We start from the raw sequence: 26141 nt of genomic DNA, 5'->3' as shown, positions 1-26141 counted from the left end.
AATGAATGACTAGTTTATATAGGATAGTGTGAGAAACTCTGAAACAAGTGTTTTTTGAAGCTTACACTGGCGAATAATCTCTTGAATTTCTTTTTGCTTACCACTAATTATTTCACATAAGATACTCATCACAATTCTTGAAATATCAGATGTCGAGCTTATACAAGAAACAATTAAAAGTCGCATATCCTGGGAAATTTTACATCCATTGAAAAGACATATTGCATCGTAAAGATCCAAATTTTTAATAAGCTCCAGCCACGACGGAGCTAATAGAATTGTACCTTCTGTGTCGTAAGTTGTTGAGTCAACAACCCCTCCCTCAATAAAAAACACAACTCCATCTTTCCTTTGACCTGCAATAGACCACTGTTCTCCTACCCATGATTTAATTTCACAATCATAAAGTACTACAGACTGAACAAGTTTTACTTCAAATTTATCAATTGGAGAATATGAAAGCAAACCAGGCAATGGTACCCCCTTTATAGTAAAACTTTGGTCATCGAGGCGAATTATATCTTCCTGCAAACAATTTTTTAACCCATTGACCCAGATTGTTTCTGAAACAAAAGAAAAATCAATATGGCTAACTTTATCGGCCACATCATTAGTTACCAGCACTATAGCTCTTTCCATACCCTCTACATCTTGAATTGCCTCAATAAGGTTTACTTCTTCTGGACAGCTTAAATAGTTTAAAATAATTAAAAGCGGCACGTCATATTTGAAAACATCTTTTAAGTTAATTGCTACAGCACCTTGCACGTTTAAAAGAAAAGTAGCTATTACCGCAACCAATAATTTTTCAATTAAGTTCATAGCATGACACTTATACAAATATCTTAATTTTAAGACTGCCCAGACTATCACATGTCATATTCTCAATAATATCTATATGAGGCCTTACATTGATCCTCATTCCACTGGTAATGGTTCAAGTAAATAATCTGTGCATTCCCGGTAGTATCAAAGCAGCTATTTTATTCAGCACCTAACTCTTCAAAAGTTTTCAAAAATTTCCATTTTGAGGCCACAGGTATAGCAGATTAGGTATGACACATCTCCTTATTTAAAAATTATTTACATTTCATTCGTAAAAGGAGTGGCACCCATGGAGAAGTGGCGAATAAGCAAAAAAAGCTGGAACCCATGATTGCCAACCTGTTGACGATTTTTGGAGGTCGCTCAGCCTGCGGTGCAGCAACTGAAATCAGCATTATGCTTTCCCAGAAATTTCAACTATACATACTGCAGAACCACCACTCGGTTGGACGACAATGATGAAGATCATAAGGTGTTTGTTGGTTTTAATAGCTACATGTTCCGTAGAGCTTCATGCTGACCTACTATCTGAAACGAAAAAAGTATTGGATTTTTTTGATCGGGGCATGGAGAAAACTCTTCCATCAAACTCAGAGGAGTTTGGAAAACATGAAGACTTAAAAAGTTCTTCAGGGCTTAGCATTACTCTTGATGAACTCAGGGCATGTTTTTCAGTGCTTCACTCTAAACTGGAAGTTTCTGCAACATCTGCCAAAGACGTGTTTGTGCAGAATCTTCAAAAATCAATGAGCCAAGTCTTCCATAAGCATATACCTCAGGAGTTTGCTACAAAGGCGGCAGAGTTCGGTACAACCACTCTGCATGGTGTAAGCTTGAGTGATTTCCTGCGTCCGTATGAATCAATGGGGGTAGGAGATTTGAAAGCAAGAACCAAATTTTTACTGGAACAAATATTAAGTACTTTTCTCAATAACCAAGGTTTTCATGACTTTTACAAGTTTATTGGAATCGACACCAATTTCTATGAAACCATAGTCTTGTTACAGTCTATTTCATCTGAAAAGTAATTTATCCACCTTAACAACAAACATAACAATTGATCAGGTTCGTTCCGAGGCGTCGCCCTGCGATGCGCAGCTGAAGCAGGCGATAGCCGTACAAAACAAGATCAAAACCACTCAGAAATTTTGGTGTAGATTCTCATTCCTTTGTGTAATGCAAAAAATCGACATTTAATACTCCTCCTTTTTAAAGTTTTGTGAATTAGACAAAAATGTAAGTTCATTGTTTAATGTTTTGTCATACAGATTCACATTCTTGTCATTAATACTAACGTCATCGCAAGGCACGGCTAAACCGGGTAGCCGGAGGTCTCTAACCTTCAACACACACCGCCTCAGCTAGGAGCCTGACCCATTAGAGAGGTATCTTGGGGAACATTATGAACATTAAGCCCTGGCTGCCCATCAGCCTCTTCTCTGCGGTCCTGCTGGCCGGATGCGACCTGTCCGGGCACAAAAGCTCTGAATTTCGTCCGGTTGAAATGACTCCGAGACTGGAAGCTGCGAAAAATAAGGCCCTGGTTCTGTGTTCCGGATGCCATGGCCCCGACGGCATAGGCACTGCTGACATTAATCCTAATCTGGCCTGTCAGAAGAAAGTCTATATGGTGAAGCAGCTGAATGATTATCGGAATGGACTGCGAGGCAACCATATCCCCATGGTCAATATCGCCAGGATGCTGACCGGGGAAGAGATAGACGCCATCAGTGAATGGTACTCACTGCAAAGGTGTCCCATTGATACTTTTTAGGGAGCCTCTGAGAGCCTGATGTTAGCCACACTGACCGAACCGTCAGTGACCTCTCTTTTCACCCCATGTCATACTGCCTGTCGTGAAAAAACCAACCCGCTCATGGATTATCAAGGAGGTATGCCATGGCTTACGGAACAGAAGCAACGCATTCAACGCCAGTGTTTCAGGATCATAAGATCATTAATGGGACGCATGATCAGCTGGCGATAGACACTGCTAATACTCTGGTTAGAGCTGGAGGTAGAGCTCTTGAGCAATTGGGCGCCAGAGCCAAAAGAACCTTTATGGGGCTGTCTGTGGACAGTATCAAAGTACCGACCTTTATAAAGGACAAGATCAAATCCATTGGAACGTCCAGAGCCTGGAAAAGCATCAAGCAGTATTGTGTACGCATCAATGAAGCCTGGGGAACCTTCGCCCGATGGGGAATGGGTGGTGCATTGGCGGGAGGCTTCCTCTTTGGATCAACGGTAGGTGCTGCTTTCAGCATGGGCCTGGGTGGTGCGGTCGGGCTTTATTACGCCACCAGCACCTGGTCAAACGTTGCCAGACAACAGGAACAGACCAACCAGGATGCCGCCAAACTGCAAAGGTATCAAGATCTGTATGGAGATATTAAACCTGATGAGCCTTATAAGCTGACAGCAGAAAATTTTCATAATTAAGTATCAATAAACTGCTTTTGGTATAGCGTGGCATTTTGCCAATGCCACGCTTTGTGCTTCAAGAGTGAGGTCTCAAAAGGCAATCATGAGGTTTTTCCCCATTGACTTTCAAAACCATAAATTCAATTACCCGATCTATAAGAACCCGCTTTACTTTGACCGAATTCAACCGATCTACACTGAAGATAGGAAAACACACAAGCTGAGGAAGTCCCATGAATGATGATACCGTCAAAAAACTGGCCCTGATGATTGCTGCTAACTGTACCCGCAACTCTGTTCTGGAGGAGGCTGAAAAAACCAGGGCTATCTCAGAAGAACAGATGACACAGTTTAATCATCAGATGTCCAACCGCATCTATACCTTTCTGACCTACCTTCTTAATAAACCGGCAGAAGAATACTCGATCATGATTGCAGAACTCTCAAAAAACTACCCTGAAGCCTGGGCGCTCCCCGATCTGGATCAGAGCCTGATTAATGCGGTAGCGAAATCTTCTTTGCCATCTTTACCACATTGAATCAAAAACTGATCTATGCTGAGGTGTTTTAACCGGGTCCATCAATGGTCATGAACTTCAGCTCCTATCAACGCTATAAGCTCCAGCTATCAGGGCTTTTACTGACGCTCTTCCTGACAGCCAAGACTCTGGCTGCTGATCCTGCATTAAGCCAGCAGCAACTTGATACACTGTCAGCACTGCTCTCTGAAACGGGCACTCCTCACAAGAAAGATTTTAACTCCATGGTCGAAGCAACTCAGCAGTGGCGGAGAAAACCCGGCCAGGAGCGCTGGGAAGTGGCAGACCTGAATTTTTCTGCCAAACAGAAAAAAAAGGTGAGGAAGTATCTGGCAGCCCTGGGCTTAATCAATCAACAGAAACCCAATAAGAAACAGTTTGATTACGCTCTGGTGCTAGGTGCAACAGCACCACGGATGAAAAGTCGTTTTCAGCATCTGGTCACACTCTGGAAGGAAGGCGTTCGCTTCGACCGGATCATTTTTTTATCCGGAGAGCGCCCCATTCACGACGACATCGACATGACAGAATTACTGGTTTCTGACGTGATTGGTAAAGAGGCTTCCAGGGATAAAAAACAAAAGGCACGCCCTGCAACAGAAAAAGAAGCCGCCAGGATGGTCTATATGTCCACTGAAATGCCTGATGACATGCAAAATATTCCTGTTGAACTCTTCTCATCGAGCCGAACCTGGCTTGTCGATCGATGGCAACGGGGCAACACAAGAGACAGTTTCAAAAGCTGGGTAAAGAGCAACCCCAAACCCGGCTCTGCCCTGATCGTATCAAACCAGCCGCATCTTCTTTATCAGCAAGAGGTCATCCGGCAGGAATTACCCCAAGGCTTCATCACCGAGGGAACGGCCCAGCAAGCAGATCCTGACAGTCAAATCATCATGATCCTCGATGCTTTGGCCCTCTGGCTTCACAACCTGCAGATCAGAATCGCTCAGAAAGCAGGCCAGGAGGCTGACAGGCAATAGTCTAAATCACTCTTCTGCCCGGCCGAAAAATTCTATTACGGCTTTAGTAAGTACCTGGCCAGTTGGTTTTGCATATTCTGGCGAGTGGATTTTTTCATCCTTCAAGGCGCAATGACGGGCGCGTAGCCATAGCTACGCAACCAGAGTTGGAACGCAGAAGGATGGAAAAAGCCGCCGTCCAGAATATGCGAAACCAACTGGTTAGGTACTTAATGTTTTAACACCTGCCTTTTCCCATTCTGACTGATTCCATGGAAGGACTCTATGCACCGACATGCCCCCGCCTCTGACAGCTCGATTCTGGACCACAGCACAGTCATTAACCCTCTGAAACTGTCGGGCTTAGCCACTTTAATGGACGAAGTCGGTATCTCTCACACAAACTCCCTCGACTCTCTGATCATTGCTTCTCAACAGTGGCGCAGACAACCCGGTCAGGAGCGCTGGGAGATGAAGGATCTGCCCCTGACACCGGACCAGCATCTGGCGGTTATGGGTCACCTTAAGGCGCTCAACTTCGTTCAGGAGTTACTCCCATCCTCTACAAACTATGAGTACTCCTTAGTCCTGGGGGCTACGGTTCCCGGAATGGAGCGAAGACTTAACCACCTCGCCAAACTCTGGCAGGAGGGTGTCCGGTTTAACAAAATTGTTTTTCTGGTAGGACAACGTCCACTGAAAGAGGGTATCGATAATATTGACAGTCTTGTTGCCAACAGTATTGGTGAACAGGCCCGGGGAAAGGGCGCCAGAACTGCCCGCCCCATCACAGAGACAGAAGGTGCCATGCAACTGTTTGCCACCATGAAACTTCCCGGGGAGATGAAAAAGCTGCCGACAGAGTTTGTTGACTCTCCCAGAGTCTGGAAACAGAATCACTGGCAGAGAGCCAACACGCGGGACACCCTGATTCAGTGGATGAAAGCAGCACCGACTCCCGGCAGAACACTGGTAATTTCTGACCAACCCCATGCCCACTATCAACTGGAAGTGGTGAAACAGGAGCTTCCTGACGCTTTCCAGCCTGAAGTAACCGCTCAGACTGCGGATGAAGGGACCCGGATAATACTTTATCTGGACGCACTGGCTCTCTGGCTTCACAACCTGCAGTCGCAAATTAACTAATTAACGTACGACTGCCCCCACCCGGGCATCAGTGTCTGCTCGATGTCCAGCTGGCTTAATATCCTGGCCACCACAAAATCCACCAGATCTTCCATGGTTTCAGGTTTGTTATAAAATCCGGGTGAGGCAGGCAAAATCACTGCCCCCATTCGGGTCAACTTGAGCATATTCTCAAGGTGAATCTCCGAATATGGTGCTTCTCTGGGCACCAGAACCAGCTTTCTGCGCTCTTTTAAAGCCACATCCGCAGCTCTCTCAATCAGATTATTACTGGCTCCATAGGTTATAGACGACAATGTGCCCGAACTGCAGGGACAGACGACCATCTTACTGGCAGCACCACTGCCAGAGGCAACGGGCGACATCCATTCTTCATGGCCCAATAGTTTGATCTGCCCGGCTCTGGCTTTGCAGTAATCAATCAAGACAGCCTCTGCTTCCCGGTCGCCGTCAGGCAGATGAAGAGACGTTTCCGTTTCAATCACCACTTTTGCGGCTCTTGAAATCATGCAAAAAATCTCTGCCCCCGAAGCGACAAGACACTGCATCAACCTGAGTCCATACTGGGCCCCGGAAGCCCCGGTAATAGCAAGAGTAATTCTCTCAGCCAATGTATTAACCTTTTTCTGACGCTGCCGCGTTATTAAGTTTCACCAGCAGACGCTGATGAATTCCCTCAAAGCCACCATTACTCATAATGACCAGATGATCACCCTTCTCAGAAGTTTCAATCAGGTAATCGATGATCTCTTCAGTAGACGACATTACACGGGTAGGAACGGGGCTTTTGTCAATAAACTCACCCTGTAACCACTCAATATTTGTGGGCTGAAACCAGATGACTTCAGACGCATTCCTGACACAACCCGACAAAGCATCACCATGAACGCCCATTTTCATGGTATTGGAGCGCGGCTCGATAACAGCCCGAATACGGTCATTCTGATGTCGGGCACGTAAGCCATTCAAAGTGGTTTCAATCGCCGTCGGATGATGGGCGAAGTCATCATACACTTTGATGCCACCTATATCAGCCAGCAATTCCATTCTGCGTTTGACCCCCTTGAAGAGGCTGAGTGCTTCACAAGCCAGAGCAGGCAACACCCCGACGTGCCGGGCAGCGGCTATAGCCGCCAGGCCGTTGGCAACGTTGTGATCACCCGTATGCGACCAGTTGACCTGGCCAACCACCTTGCCCTGATAGATGACATCAAAACCACTGCCATCCGTTGCAGTCAGGTGGGTCGTCCACTCAACTCCCAACTGCTCCTGTTCCGACCAGCACCCCATCGCCAGAACCTGGTTCAGGGCTTCGCAGTTCGCCGGAGATATAATTCGGCCATCACCCGGTATTGTTCTGACCAGATGGTGAAACTGCTTCTGGATAGCGGCAAGATTTTCGAAGATATCCGCGTGATCAAATTCAAGATTATTCAGTATGGCTGTACGGGGATGGTAGTGAACAAACTTAGAACGTTTATCGAAGAAGGCGGTATCGTACTCATCCGCTTCGACCACAAAAAACGGAGTCTTCCCCATTCTAGCCGAAATACCAAAGTTAGCCGGGATGCCACCAATCAGAAAACCCGGCGACATGCCTGCATATTCCAGAATCCACGCCAACATGCTGCCGGTTGTGGTTTTGCCATGAGTACCAGCGGCGGCCATCACCCATTTGTCTTTCAGAATGTGCTCGGCAAAAAACTGGGGACCCGAGGTATAAGCAAGTCCCTTGTTCAGGACGTGCTCTACAATCGGGTTCCCCCGGCTCATGGCATTCCCTATCACGACCAGATCAGGCTCATGGTCAAGATGTTCGATATGATAGCCCTGCATCAGCTGAATACCTTCAGCTTCCAGCTGTGTGCTCATGGGCGGATAGACATGTTCATCGGAACCACTGACCCTGATGCCAATATCCCTGGCCAGAAGGGCGAGGCTTCCCATAAATGTGCCGCAGATTCCCAGAATATGTATGCGCATACCATCCTTACTCATCGTCAGTCGCTGGCGGCTCTTCAAGGGCCGCAAACGGTTCTGAAAACATATGGCCAATGCGAAGTCGTTCTGGCCGTGGATTTAAGACTCTTTCCTTACCTTTTTACAGAAAAAATTCCGCTAAATAAACGGACAAACAGGCTTGTTTTAAGTATTATGCGGATCGAAACCCGCTAAACCATAGAACAACAGAAACATTCAAAGCCAAGATTACTATTCAGCGAGAGCCACTCAGGATGTCAATCAAACATGCATTTTATGCACAGTCAGGGGGCGTAACAGCAGTTATCAATGCCAGTGCCTGCGCCGTTATCGAGACCGCACGTCGCTATCCGGACCAAATTGGTAAGGTCTATGCGGGTTATAACGGTATTCTGGGAGCGCTCAGAGAAGAACTGATTGACACCAGTCAGGAATCCCATGAAACCATCGGAGCACTTCACCGAACCCCCGGAGGCGCATTTGGATCATGCCGTTACAAGCTCAAATCCTTCGAAGAGAGTGAAGCAGAATACCGCCGACTGATCGAAGTGTTTCAGACACACAATATCGGCTACTTCTTCTACAACGGCGGTAACGATTCCATGGATACGGCGCTGAAGGTGTCTCAGCTCAGTGAAAAAATGGGCTACCCTATCACCTGCATTGGCATTCCCAAAACCATCGATAATGATCTGGCGGTAACCGACAACTGCCCCGGGTTTGGTTCAGCCGCCAAATACCTTGCCGTTTCCACCAAAGAGGCCAGCCACGATATTGCCTCTATGTGCGATACCTCTACGAAGGTGTTTGTCATGGAAGTGATGGGCCGCCATGCCGGCTGGCTGGCAGCCGCCGCCGGACTGGCAGCCCGTCAGAATGGAGACCCTCCTCATATTATTGTGTTCCCGGAAACGCCGCTGAATAAAGAAAAGTTTCTGGCCAAGGTCAAGAAAACCGTGGATGAAGAAGGTTACTGTGTCATTGTCGCCTCTGAAGGCGCCAAATACGCCGATGGCAGTTTTGTATCTGCTTCAACCACGGTCATCGACTCTTTTGGTCATCAGCAGCTCGGTGGTGTGGCACCGGCACTGTGCACCATGATCAAGCGGGAGCACGGCTTCAAATACCACTATGCGGTGGCAGACTACCTGCAGCGTTCAGCCAGACATATTGCCTCCAGAGTGGATGTTGAACAGGCTTATGCCGTGGGTAAAGCAGCAGTTGAACTGGCGGTCACTGGCAAAAATGCCGTAATGCCCTGTATCACCCGTGAGTCCAATGCGCCCTATCGCTGGTCTATCGGTGAAGTGCAGTTGGAAGAAGTGGCCAACTTCGAAAAGAAAATGCCCATGGAGTTCATTGATGAGGAAGGCTTTGGCATTACTCCGGTCTGCCGGGAATACCTTGAGCCGCTGATTGAAGGTGAAGAATACCCGCCTTATCTCAATGGTCTGCCAAGATTCGCCAAGCTGAGAAAAGTGATGGTTGAGAAAAAACTCAACAACACTTTTGATAGCTGAATCGAACACGCCCGGACAGGAAATCATGCTATGTAGTGACCTCTTCCGGGCGTGCTTTATTAAAAAAACACTCTTACTTTCCTGATCTAAACTCAGTCTCGCAAGATTACTTGCAGAAACTTTAAATCAGGATGTAAGAATAAATGTTCAAACACTCACTCCTTGCGGCACTGCTGTTGTTGCTGTCGTCATCTGTCACCTGCCAGGCTCAATGGTTGACAGAGCGTTATATTGTCGAGCTGCAACAAAATGTGGATTCTTCTGAAAAAATCTTTTCTATCAAGCGGCATGACCGGCATACATTGCCGGATAACCCTTCAATCACTGGCAAAACAAACAGCTATGCATTATTAGACTCCCCGACAAATAACCTGGCATTCGGACCCGACGGTTACTGGCTAAAAAAGACCATTATTGAGTCGATTTCCTGGAATTTGCTTTTCGCTACTCATCTGCTGGTTGCCTTCGAACTGATCCTGACCACTCATGACACTTCTCCAGACGCCAAAACCTATTCTCAACTACCCCTTGCATTTATCGCTGTCGGCTCTCTTTTAAGCAGCTATTGGATCAGCGACTTACCGATGTTTAACCCGATAGGACAACCAGAGGCGAGTAAGGACCACCCGTTTGCAATCAACACTATGATGCTCAGCCCCGAAGATAATTCTCAACAAGGCCAGCTATCAACAGCATCCACCCAGCAAGCCTCAGGAACAACCATACGACTGAGAGGCACTATCACCAGCCACCCGCATTCTGACTCTGGCGAAGGTAACGGAGACCCTAAACAACAGCAACACACTTTCGATCTAAACTGTCACGCAGATAACTGTAATGGCGTTTGTAAATTCAGAAAATCAGAAGCAACAACGGAACAAGGCTCAGGGCTCGATGGGGAATTCGATCCACAAAGCTCTCCTTCAGAAGCCGTTGGGTTCTCACTTTCGCTTGCCCAGTCGCCGTCAACCTCCATAGCTGAGACTCCAGAAACACAGCCAATAAAAACAGAATCGAGGGAGTTATCATATTTGCGTCAGACCCAACACGCGACTCTTGCCCAAATAGCCACTGCAAGAGACCCGGAGGTTTTCCGAAACGGGTACATTTACCTACTCTGTGAAGAGGCAGTTTGTGGCGAACGCGTGAAAAGCCCGAATGGCACGCTGCAACCATGCGGGACGATCTGCGGGAGTCGTCAAGCCCTGGTGGATCACTTTGACAAGTTTCACAACGGCTGGGAAAAACAGCAGGGAGCCGGAACGGGTCTGAAGGACAATCTATCGAAGTTTTGGCAAAGGTTCTGTGCTGCGTTGAGTCGGAGCCAACCCACCCCTGAAGCCCCATCGGGTAACCAAAACAGACACGACCTGCTAGTCTGTGGCATTGAGGTTGAGGGCCCGGGGTGGCCGTGGTGCACGCGGATTTGCATGAATCCTCAGCGTCTGATGCAGCACAGAATGATGTATCATGGTCGTAGGCCTGCCAGTGTGAACCAGCATAACCCAGCCTCAGAAAAGCAAAAAGAAGTCAGTAGCGATTAAATCTGACGCTCGCCTTTTGCTCTCAACTCGTTCCCGCTTTGCCCTCGTTCTCACGCTTTCAGGCCCTGTGGGTCAAAGCGTGGGAATGCATAAGCCCCTTCAGTAAAAGACAATAATCGTTTTGATAGGTACACAAAGCCACCCATCCACCACCGAATGGCTCGTGATTACCCTCTTCGGCCTCGCCAAAGGATACCGCAGCGCTTCAAAGAATTTTCCTGGGCTACACTTGGCCTCGCAAGATTGATTGCAGAATATTTAAATCAGGATGCAAGAATAAATGATCAAACACCCACTCCCCGCAGTGCTGCTGTTGCTGCTATCATTACCGGTCACCTGCCAGGCTCAAATGCTGACAAAACGTTATATTGTCGAGCTGCGACAGAATACAGGTTCTCCAGACAAAAGCTTTCCTATCCAACAGCATTATCCACATACATTGCCTGACGACCCTACAATCATTGCCAAAACAAACGACTATGCAGAGTCAAATTACCCGGCAAATAACATACCATTTGGACCCGACGGTTACGGGCTAAAAACAACCATTATTGAGTCGATTTCGTGGCATGTGCTTTATGCTACCCGTCTGCTGGTTGCCTTTGAACTTACCCTGACGACCAAAGACGCCTATATAAATTCCAACACCTATTCATGGCTAGCGTTTATCGTTGTCGAATCACTTTTAAACAGCTATTGGAATCCCGATTCACCCATGTTTGGCACCATTGGACAACAAGAATTGAGTCAGGATTATCCGTTTGCGATCAACACCATGACGCCCAACCCCGGAGATAACCCACAACAAGGCCAGCCACCAGCATCATCCGGACAGCAGGCCACAGCAGTAACAACCACCCAACTGACAGGCTCTCCCACCAGCTCTCTGGATTCCGGCGCTGGCGATGGTAACGGAGACCCTGAACAACACCAGCATACTTACGGTTTAAATTGTTTCGTCGATTCCTGTAATGGTGTTTGTCGATTTCGACCACCATCCGATAGCAGTGAGCGAGCTGAAGCAGATGAGGAGTGTCCTATATGCTATGAAAAGTTTAGCAACACAATGATTACTCCCTGTTGTTCGCAGAAAATTGATAACCACTGTTTAAAAAGGACGTTTCAGAATGCTCCACGACGGTCAATGAAAACCTGCCCACTTTGCAGAGCAGACATGAATTTGTTAGCACAATCACCGGATTTTGCAGTAAGCGAAGAGGGACAGCAGGACCGACCAAATCCTTATAACGAACCCTGGGGTTTTCGTTTGGCCCCTTTCGTTTTCACCGGGAGAGCAGACAGTCTGACATGTGACAATGTCATAATCGGCCAGGATCGCCAGCCACGGCCATGCGGGAGGCACTGCAGGAATAGAAGAGCCTTGGCAGCACACGTAACACAGTACCACTCTGGGCAACAAACCTGTGAACTGACCGTGATCGGCGAGAATGGCCAGCAAAGGCCATGCAGCAGGATCTTCCGGAATGCCAGAACCCTGAGTTTTCACAAGATGATGCACCACCGACGGCAATGAACCTGTGACATGACCACGCCCCGGGGGCTCAGCAGCCAGCGATAGAGTTTTTTTAACAAATGGTCTTTATTAGAAAACACACCTGTTTTTCTGGTCTACACTTCTTCGCTTTAAATCAAAATGTAAGAAAAAAGTGATTGTAAAACCAATTTTTACGGCCCTGCTGTTACTCTTGTTATTATCTGTCACCTGCCGGGCTCAAGCATTAACAGAACGTTATATTGTCGAGCTTCAACAAAATACAGACTCTCCAGACAAAAGCTTTTCTATCCAACAGCACTACCCGCATACATTGCCGAAAAACCCTTCAATCATTACCAAAATAAACAACTATGAAGGATCAGATTCCCCGGCAAATAACATACCACCCGGACCCCGCAGATACGGACTACATACGGCCATCATTGAGTCGATTTCGTGGCATGTGCTCTACGCTACCCATGCACTGGTTGCCTACGATCTGACCCTGACGACCAAAGACGTCTATATAAATTCCAACACCTATTCATGGCTACCGTTTATCGTTGTCGGCTTGCTGTTAAGCAGCTATTGGAATCCCGATTCCCCCATGTTTAATCGGATTGGACAACATGAATTGAGTCAGGATTATCCGTTTGTAATCACCACCATGGCGCCCAGCCCCGGAGATAACCCACAACAAAGCCAGCTATCCGCATCATCCGGTCAGCAGGCATCAGGAACAACCACCCAATTAACAAGTTCTTTCACCAGCCCTCTGGATTCAGGTTATGGCGACGGTAACGGAGACCCTGAACAACATCAACATACTTACGGTTTGGATTGTTACGTCGATTCCTGTAATGGCGTTTGTCGATTCCGATCACCATCCGATAGCCAAGAGCTGGCTGAAGCAGGTGAGAATTGCCCTATATGCTTTGATAAATTTAGCAATGCAATGGTCACTCCCTGTTGTTCGCAGAAAATTGACACATACTGTTTGCGAAGGGTGTTTCTGACCGCTCCTCGATGGACCACGAAAACCTGCCCATTTTGCAGAGCAGACATGGATTTTTTAGCACGATCGCCGGATTTAGCAGTAACTGAAGAAACACAGCAGGACTTGCCAGATTCTTATAACGAGCCCCGGGGTGTCCGTTCGGACCCTCTCGTTTTCATCAGGAGAACAGACGATCTAATATGTGACAGGCCAGTAGTCGGCGAGGATGGCCGGGTTCGGCAGTGCAGGAAAATCTGCAGGAATCCCATATCCCTGTCATACCACAAACGCCGCTATCACAACGAGCAACCAACCTGTTATGTGACCGTCACCTCCAAAGATGGCCAGTCAGGTCCATGTGGAAAAAAATTCAAAAATGTTCAAGCTCTGGCGCATCACAAAAGTAAATACCACACAGTGCAAAAAACCTGCGTAATGACCGTGATCGGCAAGAATGGCCAACAAAGGCCATGCGGAAAGATCTGCAGAAATGCCAGTGCCCTGGCGGACCACGAAAGAAAATACCACACAGTGCAAAAAACCTGCGTAATGACCGTGATCGGCAAGAATGGCCGACAAATACCATGCCGGATGGTCCACAGAAATGCCAGTGCCCTGGCGGACCACGAAAGAAAAAGACACTGACGGCAATGAAGCTGTGACATAACCGTGGGACTGAGGAGGACCAGCAGCGTCCACGTTGACTCGTTCCCACACTCTCAGGCACTCCGGGCTCCCATCTTGGGAATTCATCGGCTCCTTCTAAAAGAGACTACTTGCTTGAGGAGATGCACGAGCCAAATGGCTCGTAACTACCCTCTCATGGCTCGCCAACGGGTACTGCTGCAACGCAATCAATTTTCCTGGTCTACACTTGGTCTCGCAAAATTACTTGCAGAACATTTAAACCAGGATGTAAGAATAAATGACCAAACAGTCAATCTATGTACCACTGCTGTTACTGCTGTCTTTGTCTGCCACCTGCCATGCTCAACGATCGACACAACATTTTGTTGTCGAACTTGAACAGAATACAGATTTCCCTGAAACCCAGAGCTTCTCTATCACGCAGCATGACCTGCGCACATTGCCGAACAACCCTTCAAGCATTGCCAAAACAAACAACTTTATGGGGTCAGATTCCCAGTCACCCGGACCCGGCAGTGACGGGCTAAAAACAGGCATTAGTGAGTCGATTTCGTGGCATCTGCTCTACGCTACCCATTTGCTGGTTGCCTGCAAACTGACCCTGACTACCAAAGACGCCCATCTAAACTCCAACATTTATTCATGGCTACCGTTTATTGTTGCCGACTCGTTGTTAAACACCTATTGGAGCCCGGATTCACCCATGTTTGGTACGATCGGACAACAAGAATTGAGCCAGTATTATCCGTTTGTGATCAATACAATGATGCTTAGCCCCGAAGATAACCCACAACAAAGCCAGCCATCAGAATCATCCGGTCAGCAGGTCTCAGGAACAACCACCCAACTTACAGGTTCTTTCACCAGCTCACTGGACTCAGGCTCTGGCGAAGGTAACGGAAACCCTGAACAACACCAGCACACTTACGGTTTGGATTGTTACGTCGATTCCTGTAATGGCGTCTGTCGATTCCGACCACCATCCGAAAGCCAAGAGCTGGCTGAAGCAGGTGAGAACTGCCCTATATGTTTTGATAAATTTAACAATGCAATGGTTACTCCCTGTTGTTCACAGAAAATTGACACACACTGTTTACGAAGGGTGTTTCTGAACGCTCCGCGACGGTCAATGAAAACCTGCCCACTTTGCAGAGCAGATATGAATTTATTAGCACAATCACCTGATTTTGCAGTAACCGAAGAGGCACAACAGAACTTACCAGGTACTCATAACGAGCCCCGGGATTTCCGTTCGTTGCCTTTCGTTTTCACAAGGAGAACAGACAATCTGACATGTCTCATACCCTTTGTCGACGAGGATGGCCTGCTGCGGTCATGCCAGAGAACCTGCTTAAATAGACGAGCCTTGGCAGAGCACAAACGCCGCTGCCACAGAGGGCGATGAGTCTGTGAGGTCTAAATCAGCGAATATTGCCAATAGCGTCGATGTGGAAAGGTCTTCAAGACTGCCAATCCCTGAGTTTTCACAAAATGAGAAGCCACAGACGACAATGAACCTGTGACGTGACCACAGCCCGGGGGCTCAGCAGCCAGCGATAGAGTTTTTTTAACAAATGATCTTTGATAGAAAACACACCTGTTTTTCTGGTCTACACTTCTTCGCTTTAAATCAAAATGTAAGAAAAAAGTGATTGTAAACCCAATTTTTACGGCCCTGCTGTTACTCTTGTTATTATCCGTCACCTGCCGGGCTCAAGCATTAACAGAACGTTATATTGTCGAGCTTCAACAAAATACAGATTCTCCAGACAAAAGCTTTTCTAACCAACAGCACTACCCGCGTACATTGCCGAAAAACCCTTCAATCATTACCAAAATAAACAACTATGAAGGATCAGATTCCCCGGCAAATAACATACCACCCGGACCCTGCGGATACGGACTACATACGGCCATCATTGAGTCGATTTCGTGGCATGTGCTCTACGCTACCCATGCACTGGTTGCCTACGATCTGACCCTGACGACCAAAGACGTCTATATAAATTCCAACACCTATTCATGGCTACCGTTTATCGTTGTCGGCTTGCTGTTAAGCAGCTATTGGAATCCCGATTCCCCCATGTTTAATCCGGTTGGACAACAAGAATTGAGTCAGGATTATCCGTTTGTGATCAATACAATGATGCTTAGCCCCGGAGATAACCAACAACAAGGCCAACTGTCAGAATCATCCACCCAGCAAGCCTCAGGGACAACGACACGGCTTAGAGGCATTATCAGCAGCCGCCAGCATTCTGACTCTGGTGGCGGTGACGGAGAACCTCAACAAAACCAGCATACTCTGGGTTTAAATTGTTTCGCGAATAACTGTAATGGCGTTTGTAAATTCCGACAATCTGGAGCAAGACCGAAAACAAGGTCAAGGCTCTACAGGAACTCAGAGCCACAGAGCTTACCTTCTGAAAAAGTCGGGTTCTCCTTTTCGCTAACCCAGACACTTTCACCATCCCCGGGAGCGTCTTCAGAAACACAACCAATAACAACACAAACGACGGAATTATCCCAACTGGATCACAGCCGCAGGGAAAGCCCGCAGGAAGCCCGAGCCAGTATAACGCCCCCTCCCGTATCGAGGCTGTGGAAAAGATTCTGCGCTGCTTTGGGTCGGAACCAACCTGACTTTTCCCAAACGGGCACCGTAAAAGCTGCGTCGGGTAACCAGAAAAGATACAGGACCGAACCGGAAACCTGTGACTTGCCCGTAGATCAACGCCCGAGGCCATGCAGACGTCTTTGCAAGAATGCTCGTCAGCTGAGCAAGCAAACAAGAATAGTGCATCTTCGAATACCTGTTGGTGCAAACCGGGGACTTAGGCCTCCTGATGTAAATCAAAATCATCCAACCCCAAAAAGAGCAAGAGGATAAGTTTTGCAACACCCTCTTTCATGAGGGTAATATGTTTTGCTTGGCAGTCCGGAAACACCAAAGGACACAAGACTTTTAACTAAGTGACCGAAGTCATCCATCTAACCATCGAATGGCTCATGATCACACTCTCAGGGCCCAGCAATCGATACAGCTGCATTTTAATGAGTTTTTAGCAATTTTTTTTGTCAGAAAACACGCTTATTTTCTTGGTCTATACTTCTTCCCTTCAAACCAGGATGTAAGAATAAAGTGATTAAGAACCCTCTATTTGCGGCACTGCTGTTGCTGTCTGTCACCTGCCGGGCTCAGGTATTAACAGAACGTTATATTGTCGAGATTAAACAAAATACTGGCTCTCCAGACGGAAGTTTTTCTATCAAACAGCATGACCTGCACAAATTACCGCTCCCCCCTTCAACCACTACTAACATCAACGTTCATCCAGTCCGGGACTCTCAGGCAAATGACACAGCATTCGGGCTCAGCGTTTACGGGCTGAAAACGGTTATTATTGAGTCGATTTCGTGGCATTTGCTTTACACCACTCCTCTGCTGGTTGCTTACGAACTGTTCCTGACCACCCGTGACGCCCCTCAAAGCCCCAAAACTTATTCGCGACTACCTGTGGAAGCGTTTATCGCTGTCGGCTGGCTTTTAAACAGTTATTCGAACTTCGACTCACCGATGTTTAACACGATTGGACAACAGCAGGCGAGTCAGGATTACCCGTTCGTGATCAACACTATGATGCTCAGCCCGGCAGATAACCAACAGCATGACCAGCGGTCAAAATCATCCAGCCAGCCAGCTTCAGGAACAAGCACCCGGCTTATGGGCACTTTCTCCAGTCACGAGCATTATGTCTCTAGCGGCCGCAAAAGAGACCCTGAACTGGACCAACACACTTTTGGTTTAAATTGTTTCGCAAATGACTGTAATGGCGTTTGTCAATTCCGACAAGCAGAAGCAAGACCGGGAAAAAGGTCAAGGCTCAATGAGGACTTCGATCGACAGTCCACCCCTTGCAATGAGTTAACGCCCCCCTTCCCGCCAGGAACTTCAGAAACACAACAAATAACAACAGATACTACAAAATCATCCCCATTGGGTCAGAGCCAACCTCATTTTTCCAAAACAGGCACAATACAAACCCTGTCAGAAGACGAAGGTCTAGCGGATGACGATCCTCTGTCCGATGACAACCCCATTTCGGATGACGATCCTCTGTCCAATGACGATCACCTTTCGGATGACGGTCCACTTTCAGATGAAGAACCTCTGTCGGATGATGAATCCCTGTTGGATGATGAATCCCTGTCGGAAGACGAGAGCGATTACTACTTTGATCCACCAACCTGTGGGATATTGGTGCGCAGGGACGGCCAGTTGGAGATATGCGGGAAGGTCTGCATGCCTTTTGAATCCCTGTCGGAACACAAAAGTACTCACCGAAGACGTTAGCCTTTTGATATGGACGCGTAGGATAGCCTCGGTCCTAATCTGACCCCACTCTGTCGAGAATGTCGCAAAAGTACTGCGCTGATGCCGGTTAAAAAGGTAGCCCAGGCTTGCTCGCTTATCTTTTGCGACTTTCTTCAGCCTGGGAACCTATAGTCTATCTGAAGTTGTAGAGCGAGATTTTCTTAGGGGTATGCATTCCTACTCGGAATAAGTGAACGAGATGCTGGAGTTTTAGGATACCCTCTTTTTTCATAAGGTGGTCTAACCTTCTTCTCTATAGACAGGAATGCAAGTACAGAATCATTAACCAGTCACTCGTTACAGCACAGCTATTGCTGCTACTGTTGTCTGTAATCTGTCAGCCCGAACTGTGGACAGGATGTTTTACCGTTGAGCCTGAACAGAATGAAAACTTTCCAAACCACAGCTTTTCTATAAAGTGTGATCAGCCTGCAGTGCCTGGAAAGCGATCAGGCATTGCCAGTGCAGACACCTGTTCGGGATCAGCTTCACCGTCTAATGACAAGCGGCACAGACATGACGGTAACGAAGCAACAATGATCCTTATCGATTCGATTTCGTCGCAAAGATTTTATTCTACTAACCTGCTGGTTGCTTACGAACTGACCCTGGCCTCTGAGGACGCCGCTCTGAGTGCCAGCCCCTATTCATGGCTACCTTTAGAAGTGGTTGTCGCTGTCGGCTGGCTTTTAAAAAGTTATTGGAGCCCCGGTTCACCCCTGTTAAACACGATGGAACAACAGGGGGCATCTATGTTGTCACAGGTAGATCACGCTTTTTCAGTCATTACTGTGATGTTTAACTCTGGACATAACCAACAAGAAGGCCAACCATCAGAATCATCCTGCCAACAAGCCCCTGAAGCCAACAACCGGCCTACTGGCTCTCTCGCCAAGCCACTGCATTCTGACTTTGGTGACGGTAGCCAGAGCCCTGGACAAAACCAGCATACTTTAAGCCTGAATTGTTTCGTTCATCCCTGTTATGGCGTTTGTAAACTCCGACAAGCATCCGAAAACGCAGAGGCTGCTGAATGGCTGCTGGACATCGAAGAAAATTTGACAAACTACACTGAAAAAACACCCAAACAAAGCTCATGCACTCATTTAGCCGATGGATACTGCTTTAGTTGCATGGATTATTTTGATCCTGTAGAACCGGGACAAACCATGCCTTTAAAAACATTTAATAATCTCGCTGACATCCAATTCCAATGCAACTCTGGTCAACTGTTTCAAACGTCTGGCTCTGATAGCAACCCAGACAATAGCTGCAATCCTATAGAATCAATGAATACAGTAGCACCTGAGAACACTCTATCCGGAATAACACATTGCCATCAAGCCCTCTCCTGTGACGTCAAAGTGGTCGGGGAAGATGGGATGCAGTCGTGCGGGAAGATTTTCAAGAATGTTCGAACCCTTTCAATTCACAAAAAGAGATACCACACCGGACAAAAACGCTGTAATACAATTGTCGTCAGTAAAGATGGCCTGCAGCAGCCATGCGGGAGGCTATTGAAGAATGTTCAAGCTCTGTCAACTCACAAACAGAGATACCATACCGGACAAAAAAACTGTAATAGAACTGTCGTCGGGAATGATGGCCATCAAAAGCCATGCGGGATAGCTTTCAAGAATGCTCAAGCCCTGGCAGATCACAAAAGAAAAGTACATACCGGACAACAAATCTGTAACTTAATCGTGGTCAGGGAGGATGGCCTGCAGCAGCCATGCGGAAGGGTCTGCAAGAGTTCCAGAGCCCTGTCGGATCACAGAAGCATGCACCACACCAGCCACAGAACATGTAGTGTCATTGTGTTCAGGGAAGATGGCCTTCAGCGGCCATGCGGAAAGATCTGCAGGAGTAAAAAATCTCTGTCAGATCACAAAAGAAGTGTCCATAGCGGGCAAAAAACCTGTGACGTGATAGAAGTCGGAGAAGATGAACGTTCGTCGCCATGCGGAAAAATTTGCAGGAGTACCATAACCCTGGAGCATCATAAAAGAAAACATCGAAAACGCCAGCCTGCCAGTGTGGTCCGGAACAAACCTGAGCCCTCAAAAAGTCACATTGAATAAGTAAAAATCTAATCTGTCTCCCGCCGTTACCGGGCTGTCACAAAACTCTGGTTCCCATGCTCAGGAGGGTGGTCTACTCTTCCTCTCTGTACACCAGAAAGCAAGGATAGAATTATTACACACTCACTCTTTGCGACACCTCTGCTACTTATGCTGATGTTGCCTGTCGTCTGCCAGGCCGAAGCGTTAACAAGACGTTTCATTTTTGAGCTTGCACAGGATGCAAGCTCTTCAAACGCGATTTTTTCTATACAGCGTGACCTGCCTGTATTACCGGTCAAAACGTTAGACATTGTCGACACAAATGACTACGCAGGGTCAGATTCACCATCGAATAAAAAACGACAGGGACTACTCTTTACGACACTGATGTTGGCGCTGTTGTTGTCTGTTACCTGTCAGGCAGATGCGTTGGCAAGACGTTTTGTTGTCAAACCCGGACAGGTTGCAGGCTTGCCAAATAAGAGCTTTTCTATAAATCCTGACCGACAGACATTGTCCGACAACCCGACAGAGATCGATCTTGAAAACGGCTATGCAGCCTCAGATTCTCCACCTGATGACAAACGACACAGAGCTGATGGTTACAGAGTAAAAACGCCCCTTATTGAGTTGATTTCGTGGCAATTGCCTGACCTCAGGCATCTTCTGGTTGCTTACGAACTGATCCTGACAATTAACACCACAACTCTCAGACCCAAACATTATTCCGGACTACCTGTCGAAGTGGGTGTCGCTCTCGGCTGGCTTTTCAAAAGCTATTGGAACCCCGATTCACTACTTTTTAATCCTATCAGACAACATTTTTTATCTATATTGAAACGGGGGGAAAACCTGTTCCAGATCATCACTGTGATGTATGGCTCTGGATATGACCCAGCAAAAAACCCGTCATCAGGATCATCCAGACAGCAAACCCTGAAAACCCATACCCACACTACAGGCACTTTCACTAGCCTCTTGAATCATGGGTATAGTGACGGTGACGAAGGCCCTGAACAAGACCAACATACATTGGGTTTAAATTGTTTCATCTACCCCTGCCATGGCGTTTGTAGATTGAGACCATCATTTGATAGCAGAGAGCCCGCTGAAAAGGCTTTGAATCCCGAAGAAAGATCGACAGACTACAAAGGAGAAACACCCAGACAAAGCTCATGCTCTCATTTAGCCAATGGATACTGTTTTAGTTGTCTGGATCACACTAATTCTCTAAACATTTCATGTTCACAACAAAACACATTTCCAGAAACAAGGGATTATTTCCCTGGCATTCAAAGCCAATACACTTGCAGCCAGCTATCAGAGCCAGTGACCCATGACATTGATAACAACTGTTCAAACGATGTCGCTATAGGCGAGGCCGACTTTACTTTGATCAGTGCAGTAGCCGACTTTAAAAATGTCGCTAACGAGCCACTCGGTGACGAAGTATCAATGCTCAGTAATTTGTCTTTCACCACTGATAATTTTGCGGTCATGAATGAGTCAGTCAGTTTTGAAAGTCGTCTCGAAGAAATCGGGATTTCCTTTACACAAACCCAGACGGGCACAGTACAAACTTCTTCAGTATCTGACAATGTCCAGATAGAAACGGCATATTCTCAAGAAACTCAGTCGGTTCAAAAAAGCAAATACCACAACGGGCTAGTCTGTGACTACAAAATAGCTGGAGAGGATGGCCAGCCGCGACTCTGCGGAAGAGTCTACAAGAATACCAAGGCCCTGACGTGTCACAGAAGCAAATACCACAGCGGGAAAAAATTCTGTGACATGATCGTGGTCGGGGAAGATGGCCAGCAAAGACCATGCTGGAAAGCCTTTATGAATGCTCAAGCTCTGTCGAATCACAAGAACAGAGAGCACACCGGACCACAAATCTGTGACGTGACTGTCGTCGGCGAGGATGGCCAGCTGCGGCCATGCGGGAAGGCCAGTAAGAATATTCATGCCCTGTCGAGTCACAAAAACGAATACCACAACGGCCAGCAACAAATCTGTGACATTATCGTGGTCGGGGAGGATGGCCAGCAGAGGCCATGCAGGAAAGCCTGCAAGAATGCTAAAGCCCTGTCGAGTCACAGGAACAGATACCACACCGGACCACAAATCTGTGAGGTGACTGTCGTCGGGGAGGATGGCCAGCAGCGGCAATGCGGGAAGACCTGCAAGAATATTCCTGCCCTGTTTACGCACAAAAGCGGATACCATACCGGCCAGCAAACCTGCGATGTATCCGTGTTCGGTGAAGATGGCCAGCGACAGCCATGCGGGAAGGTCTGCAATAGTGCTGTGGCCCTGACACGCCACAAAAACAAATGCCACACCAGGACAAGAACCTGTGACATGCCCGTGATCGGGGAAGATGGCCAACAAAGGCCATGCGGAAAGTTCTGTGTGAATAATCTTGTATTTGCGTATCACAAAACCGCATACCACTCCGGGCAGTCAACCTGTGAAGAAATCGTAATCGGGGAAGATAGACAGCAGCGGCCATGCGGGAAGGTCTTTAGCAATGTTAAATGCCTGTCATCTCACAAAATCAGATATCACGGCAGGGAACAAACCTGTGATGTGGTAGTCGTCTCAGAGGCTGGTCAGACGCAGCGCTGTGGGAAGGTCTGCCCCCATCCTATAGCCCTGCGGTATCACAAACAAAATCACGGCAAACAAAAAAGCTGTAACCTGACCGTGATCGGGAAAGATGGCCAGCAGCGGCCATGCGGGAAGGTCTGTAAGAATGCTAAATGTCTGTCATCTCACAAAAGCAGATACCACAAAGGGGAAAAAACCTGTGACGTGCCAGTCGTCTCAAAGGATGGCCAGGCGCAGCCGTGTGGGAGGGTCTGCATCAATAATCAAGCTCTGAAGAATCACAAAAGAAGAGACCACGGAGAGAAACAAACCTGTTACCTGACATTGGTCGGGGAAGATGGCCAGAAAAGGCCATGCGGTGTGGTCTGCAAGAATGCTTCATCCATGTATGAACACATGAGAAGGCATCGAAAACGCAAACATGTTGATGTGGACCAGAACAATGAACTCCGTCCCTGAACTGACAACCACCCTTTCATGAAGTGATCTATCATTCATTCTTTAAACCATCAGGCAAGGATAGAATTATTAAACATTCACTCTTTGCGGTAACGCTTCTACTGCTACTGTCATTATCTGTCTTCAGTCAGACCGAGCCTGGAACAGGACGTTTTATTGTCAGGATTGAACGGACAGCAGGTTATCAAAAACAAAACTTTTCTATAAAGCCTGACCGTCGCGCATTGTCGGGCACACCGTCAGACATTGCCGACACAATCAGCTTCGCAGGATCAGATTCGCTGCTTGATGACAAAGGAGACAGATTGGGTACTCACGGAGTAAAAACGCCCCATATCGAATCAATTTCCTGGCAACTGCTTTACGTCACGAATCTGCTGGCTTCTTTCGAGCCGATCCAGACCACCAAAGACGTCCTTCAAAGCCCTTATTCTCATCTATGTCTACCTGTAGAAATAGTTATCGCTGTCAGCTGGCTTTTAAAAGGCTGTTGGCCCCCTGATTCATCATTGTTTAACCCGATTGAACCACTGATCGAACAACAAGAAGCGAGTCAAAACCAGCCGTTTATGATCACCACTGTGATGATTGGCCCCGAACATCAGCAACAACAAAGTCAGCCATCAGATTCAACCCGCCAACAGTCTTCGGGTACGACCATTCCTTATAAAGGCTCTTTCACTCCTCCCATGAATTCTGGCTCTGGTGATGGTGAAGAAAATCCTCAACAACACTCACATACTTTCGGTTTCAATTGTTTCACCAATCCCTGTCATGGTATTTGTCTATTCCGACCATCATCCGATAATGGAGAACCCGATGAATGGCTAGTGAATTCCATAGCAAAATCATGCCCCCATTTGGCTGGTGGAAATTGCTTTAGTTGCATAGATCATTTTCATTCTCAAAACACCAAAGACTCCCGGGAAAGTTCGCATTTCGGAACACTGGATGATCTTTTTGACATTCAGCGTCATTACGACTTTGATCTGCTATTTGAGCTACCTACTCATGACACTGGCAGCAACTTTGCCAATAGCTGCAACCCTGAACAATCAGCAATTGCAGGGGACAATCATACAACGGCCCCTGACAGGCAAAAAATCTGCGACGCGATCGTGACTGGGAAAGATGGTCGGCAGCAGCCATGCCAGAAGGTCTGCAAGAATGCTCGAATTCTGTCATCTCACAAAGCCAGGGCGCACAATGGGCAAAGAACCTGCGAGGTAACAGTGTTCGGGAAAGATGGCCAGCCGCAGCCATGCGGGAAGGTCCTCAAAAATACTCAATCTCTTTCATCCCACAAAAACAGATACCACTCAGGGCAGAAGACCTGTGACGTATACGTGATCGGCGAGGATGGCCAGAAGCGGCCATGCGGGACGAACTGCAAGAACGCTCAAGTCCTGACGATTCACAAAAAACAACATCACACCGGACAACAAACCTGTAGCGTGTTGGTGGAGGGGATGAATAAGCAGCTGCAACAATGCGGGACGATCTGCTTGAATGCTCAGGCCCTGCAGATGCACAAAAGCAATCATCACTCCGAGCAAAAAACATGTAGGGTATTCATGGTTGGGGAGGACGGTCAGACGCAGTCATGCGGTAAGATCTTCAAGAATAATCGAGACCTGTGTAATCACAAAAAAAAAGATCACTCCAAGCAACAAACCTGTGACTTGACAGTGCAAGGGAAGAATGGCCAGCCGCAGCCATGCGGAAAAGTCTGTAAGAATGCCAAAGCCCTGACGGATCACAAAAGCAGAGGCCACAGCGGGCAACAAACCTGTGCCACAAAAGTGATCGGGAAAGATGGTCAAGCTCATCCATGTGGGAAGATCTGCAAGAATGCTCGTGTCCTCAGATATCACAAATTAAGCGCCCACACCAGCCAACAAACCTGTGAAGTAAAGGTAGTTGGGGAGAACGGTGAGCCGCAGCCATGCGGAAAAGTCTGCAAAAATGCCAAAGCTCTGACGGATCACAAAAGAAGACACCGTAAACGCAAACGTGCTGATGTCGATCAGGAGGATAAACTCGATCCCCGAACTGATACCCATATTTTCGTAAAATGATTTATCCTCTCTGTCTAATGAGTCGATTTCTCGGCAGTTGTTTTAAACCCTCTGTACTCTGGCTCTGGTGGCAGTAATGGAGGTCCTCAGGAACTCCTGCATGCAATGGGTTTATTGCTAATGTCCGGGAGTTTGCTCTCCAGCATAGATGATTTTGCAGACGTTAATCAGCTGCACGATTTAAATAGTCTTCTTGAAGAAATCTGGATTTCCATTACGCTTAACCATTCAGAAGCACAACCGAATCGTCACATTTGGGTCAGAGCCAACCTCATCTTTCTTGGGCTGAAGCATTAAAGGTTTCGATAGGTGACAGTAATTGGAGAGGATGGCAGGCTGCGGCCATGGGGGACGATCGGTAAGAACCCTCGTGGTCCGGGGTGGTAGCTTTAATCCCTGGTCTGACCACCGCACCTTCATGAGGAAGACACAAAAAAATACTTATTTTCCTGACCTATCCTTCCTCTCTTTAA

At 47.4% G+C, this 26141-nt stretch carries 19 protein-coding genes; 16 read left to right on the top strand and 3 right to left on the bottom strand.

Annotated elements, in window-relative coordinates:
• Positions 1-9: 9 nt before the first annotated feature.
• Positions 10-822, bottom strand: a complete 813-nt coding sequence (locus tag ACOJUN_RS13505) for a hypothetical protein (protein WP_422132464.1) — start codon at positions 820-822, stop codon at positions 10-12.
• Between the two features lie 458 nt (positions 823-1280).
• Here ACOJUN_RS13505 and ACOJUN_RS13500 point away from each other — a divergent pair, with 458 nt between their 5' ends.
• From ACOJUN_RS13500 to ACOJUN_RS13475, 6 genes are all read left to right on the top strand, one after another.
• Positions 1281-1853 carry a hypothetical protein gene (locus ACOJUN_RS13500; RefSeq protein WP_422132463.1) on the top strand — a complete coding sequence of 191 codons (573 nt, stop codon included), beginning with the start codon at positions 1281-1283 and terminating at the stop codon, positions 1851-1853.
• 374 nt (positions 1854-2227) lie between these two features.
• Positions 2228-2599 carry a c-type cytochrome gene (locus ACOJUN_RS13495; RefSeq protein WP_422132462.1) on the top strand — a complete coding sequence of 124 codons (372 nt, stop codon included), beginning with the start codon at positions 2228-2230 and terminating at the stop codon, positions 2597-2599.
• A gap of 125 nt (positions 2600-2724) precedes the next feature.
• Positions 2725-3267, top strand: a complete 543-nt coding sequence (locus ACOJUN_RS13490; protein ID WP_422132461.1) for a hypothetical protein — start codon at positions 2725-2727, stop codon at positions 3265-3267.
• A 215-nt stretch (positions 3268-3482) separates the two neighbouring features.
• Complete coding sequence (locus tag ACOJUN_RS13485) at positions 3483-3788, top strand: hypothetical protein (RefSeq protein ID WP_422132460.1); 306 nt, start codon at positions 3483-3485, stop codon at positions 3786-3788.
• A gap of 50 nt (positions 3789-3838) precedes the next feature.
• The gene (locus ACOJUN_RS13480) at positions 3839-4771 is read left to right on the top strand and encodes a hypothetical protein (RefSeq protein WP_422132459.1); all 933 of its coding nucleotides are present in this window, start codon (positions 3839-3841) and stop codon (positions 4769-4771) included.
• A gap of 264 nt (positions 4772-5035) precedes the next feature.
• The gene (locus ACOJUN_RS13475; RefSeq protein WP_422132458.1) at positions 5036-5896 is read left to right on the top strand and encodes a hypothetical protein; all 861 of its coding nucleotides are present in this window, start codon (positions 5036-5038) and stop codon (positions 5894-5896) included.
• Here the strand turns inward: ACOJUN_RS13475 and ACOJUN_RS13470 are convergent.
• Positions 5893-6444 carry a flavin prenyltransferase UbiX gene (locus ACOJUN_RS13470; protein WP_422137072.1) on the bottom strand — a complete coding sequence of 184 codons (552 nt, stop codon included), beginning with the start codon at positions 6442-6444 and terminating at the stop codon, positions 5893-5895. The two genes, ACOJUN_RS13475 and ACOJUN_RS13470, sit on opposite strands and share 4 nt — an antisense overlap.
• A 67-nt stretch (positions 6445-6511) precedes the next feature.
• On the bottom strand, positions 6512-7879 hold the full coding sequence (gene mpl, locus ACOJUN_RS13465) for a UDP-N-acetylmuramate:L-alanyl-gamma-D-glutamyl-meso-diaminopimelate ligase (RefSeq protein WP_422132457.1): 1368 nt from the start codon (positions 7877-7879) through the stop codon (positions 6512-6514).
• A gap of 251 nt (positions 7880-8130) precedes the next feature.
• Between mpl and ACOJUN_RS13460 the strand changes: the two genes are divergently transcribed.
• From ACOJUN_RS13460 to ACOJUN_RS13415, 10 genes are all read left to right on the top strand, one after another.
• On the top strand, positions 8131-9396 hold the full coding sequence (locus tag ACOJUN_RS13460; RefSeq protein ID WP_422132456.1) for a 6-phosphofructokinase: 1266 nt from the start codon (positions 8131-8133) through the stop codon (positions 9394-9396).
• A gap of 143 nt (positions 9397-9539) precedes the next feature.
• The gene (locus ACOJUN_RS13455) at positions 9540-10940 is read left to right on the top strand and encodes a hypothetical protein (RefSeq protein ID WP_422132455.1); all 1401 of its coding nucleotides are present in this window, start codon (positions 9540-9542) and stop codon (positions 10938-10940) included.
• 280 nt (positions 10941-11220) lie between these two features.
• Positions 11221-12474 (top strand): hypothetical protein, encoded by a 1254-nt coding sequence (locus ACOJUN_RS13450; protein WP_422132454.1) that lies wholly within the window; start codon positions 11221-11223, stop codon positions 12472-12474.
• Between the two features lie 133 nt (positions 12475-12607).
• Complete coding sequence (locus tag ACOJUN_RS13445; protein WP_422132453.1) at positions 12608-14077, top strand: hypothetical protein; 1470 nt, start codon at positions 12608-12610, stop codon at positions 14075-14077.
• A 280-nt stretch (positions 14078-14357) separates the two neighbouring features.
• Positions 14358-15485 (top strand): hypothetical protein, encoded by a 1128-nt coding sequence (locus ACOJUN_RS13440; protein WP_422132452.1) that lies wholly within the window; start codon positions 14358-14360, stop codon positions 15483-15485.
• A 243-nt stretch (positions 15486-15728) separates the two neighbouring features.
• Entirely contained in the window at positions 15729-16970 is a 1242-nt protein-coding gene (locus tag ACOJUN_RS13435; protein ID WP_422132451.1) for a hypothetical protein, read from the top strand.
• 252 nt (positions 16971-17222) lie between these two features.
• Positions 17223-18434, top strand: a complete 1212-nt coding sequence (locus ACOJUN_RS13430) for a hypothetical protein (protein ID WP_422132450.1) — start codon at positions 17223-17225, stop codon at positions 18432-18434.
• Positions 18435-18778: 344 nt separating this feature from the next.
• Positions 18779-20536, top strand: coding sequence for a hypothetical protein (locus ACOJUN_RS13425; protein ID WP_422132449.1), 1758 nt, complete (start codon positions 18779-18781; stop codon positions 20534-20536).
• A 156-nt stretch (positions 20537-20692) separates the two neighbouring features.
• Positions 20693-23590: a hypothetical protein gene (locus ACOJUN_RS13420; protein ID WP_422132448.1), complete on the top strand. Its 2898-nt coding sequence runs from the start codon at positions 20693-20695 to the stop codon at positions 23588-23590.
• Positions 23591-23613: 23 nt separating this feature from the next.
• Positions 23614-25668 carry a hypothetical protein gene (locus ACOJUN_RS13415; protein ID WP_422132447.1) on the top strand — a complete coding sequence of 685 codons (2055 nt, stop codon included), beginning with the start codon at positions 23614-23616 and terminating at the stop codon, positions 25666-25668.
• The last annotated feature ends 473 nt before the right edge of the window (positions 25669-26141 follow it).

This window comes from Endozoicomonas sp. ALD040 (assembly GCF_049275945.1).
GTDB lineage: Bacteria > Pseudomonadota > Gammaproteobacteria > Pseudomonadales > Endozoicomonadaceae > Endozoicomonas_A.
This window is presented reverse-complemented; position numbering and strand designations above follow the sequence as displayed.

Coding starts and splice junctions, on each gene's coding strand:
- ACOJUN_RS13480 (WP_422132459.1), top strand. CDS start 3,839: ATGAACTTCAGCTCCTATCAACGCTATAAGCTCCAGCTATCAGGGCTT.
- ACOJUN_RS13495 (WP_422132462.1), top strand. CDS start 2,228: ATGAACATTAAGCCCTGGCTGCCCATCAGCCTCTTCTCTGCGGTCCTG.
- mpl (WP_422132457.1), bottom strand. CDS start 7,879: ATGCGCATACATATTCTGGGAATCTGCGGCACATTTATGGGAAGCCTC.
- ACOJUN_RS13490 (WP_422132461.1), top strand. CDS start 2,725: ATGGCTTACGGAACAGAAGCAACGCATTCAACGCCAGTGTTTCAGGAT.
- ACOJUN_RS13420 (WP_422132448.1), top strand. CDS start 20,693: ATGTTGCCTGTCGTCTGCCAGGCCGAAGCGTTAACAAGACGTTTCATT.
- ACOJUN_RS13450 (WP_422132454.1), top strand. CDS start 11,221: ATGATCAAACACCCACTCCCCGCAGTGCTGCTGTTGCTGCTATCATTA.
- ACOJUN_RS13485 (WP_422132460.1), top strand. CDS start 3,483: ATGAATGATGATACCGTCAAAAAACTGGCCCTGATGATTGCTGCTAAC.
- ACOJUN_RS13470 (WP_422137072.1), bottom strand. CDS start 6,444: ATGCAGTGTCTTGTCGCTTCGGGGGCAGAGATTTTTTGCATGATTTCA.
- ACOJUN_RS13455 (WP_422132455.1), top strand. CDS start 9,540: ATGTTCAAACACTCACTCCTTGCGGCACTGCTGTTGTTGCTGTCGTCA.
- ACOJUN_RS13475 (WP_422132458.1), top strand. CDS start 5,036: ATGCACCGACATGCCCCCGCCTCTGACAGCTCGATTCTGGACCACAGC.
- ACOJUN_RS13500 (WP_422132463.1), top strand. CDS start 1,281: ATGATGAAGATCATAAGGTGTTTGTTGGTTTTAATAGCTACATGTTCC.
- ACOJUN_RS13460 (WP_422132456.1), top strand. CDS start 8,131: ATGTCAATCAAACATGCATTTTATGCACAGTCAGGGGGCGTAACAGCA.
- ACOJUN_RS13505 (WP_422132464.1), bottom strand. CDS start 822: ATGAACTTAATTGAAAAATTATTGGTTGCGGTAATAGCTACTTTTCTT.
- ACOJUN_RS13440 (WP_422132452.1), top strand. CDS start 14,358: ATGACCAAACAGTCAATCTATGTACCACTGCTGTTACTGCTGTCTTTG.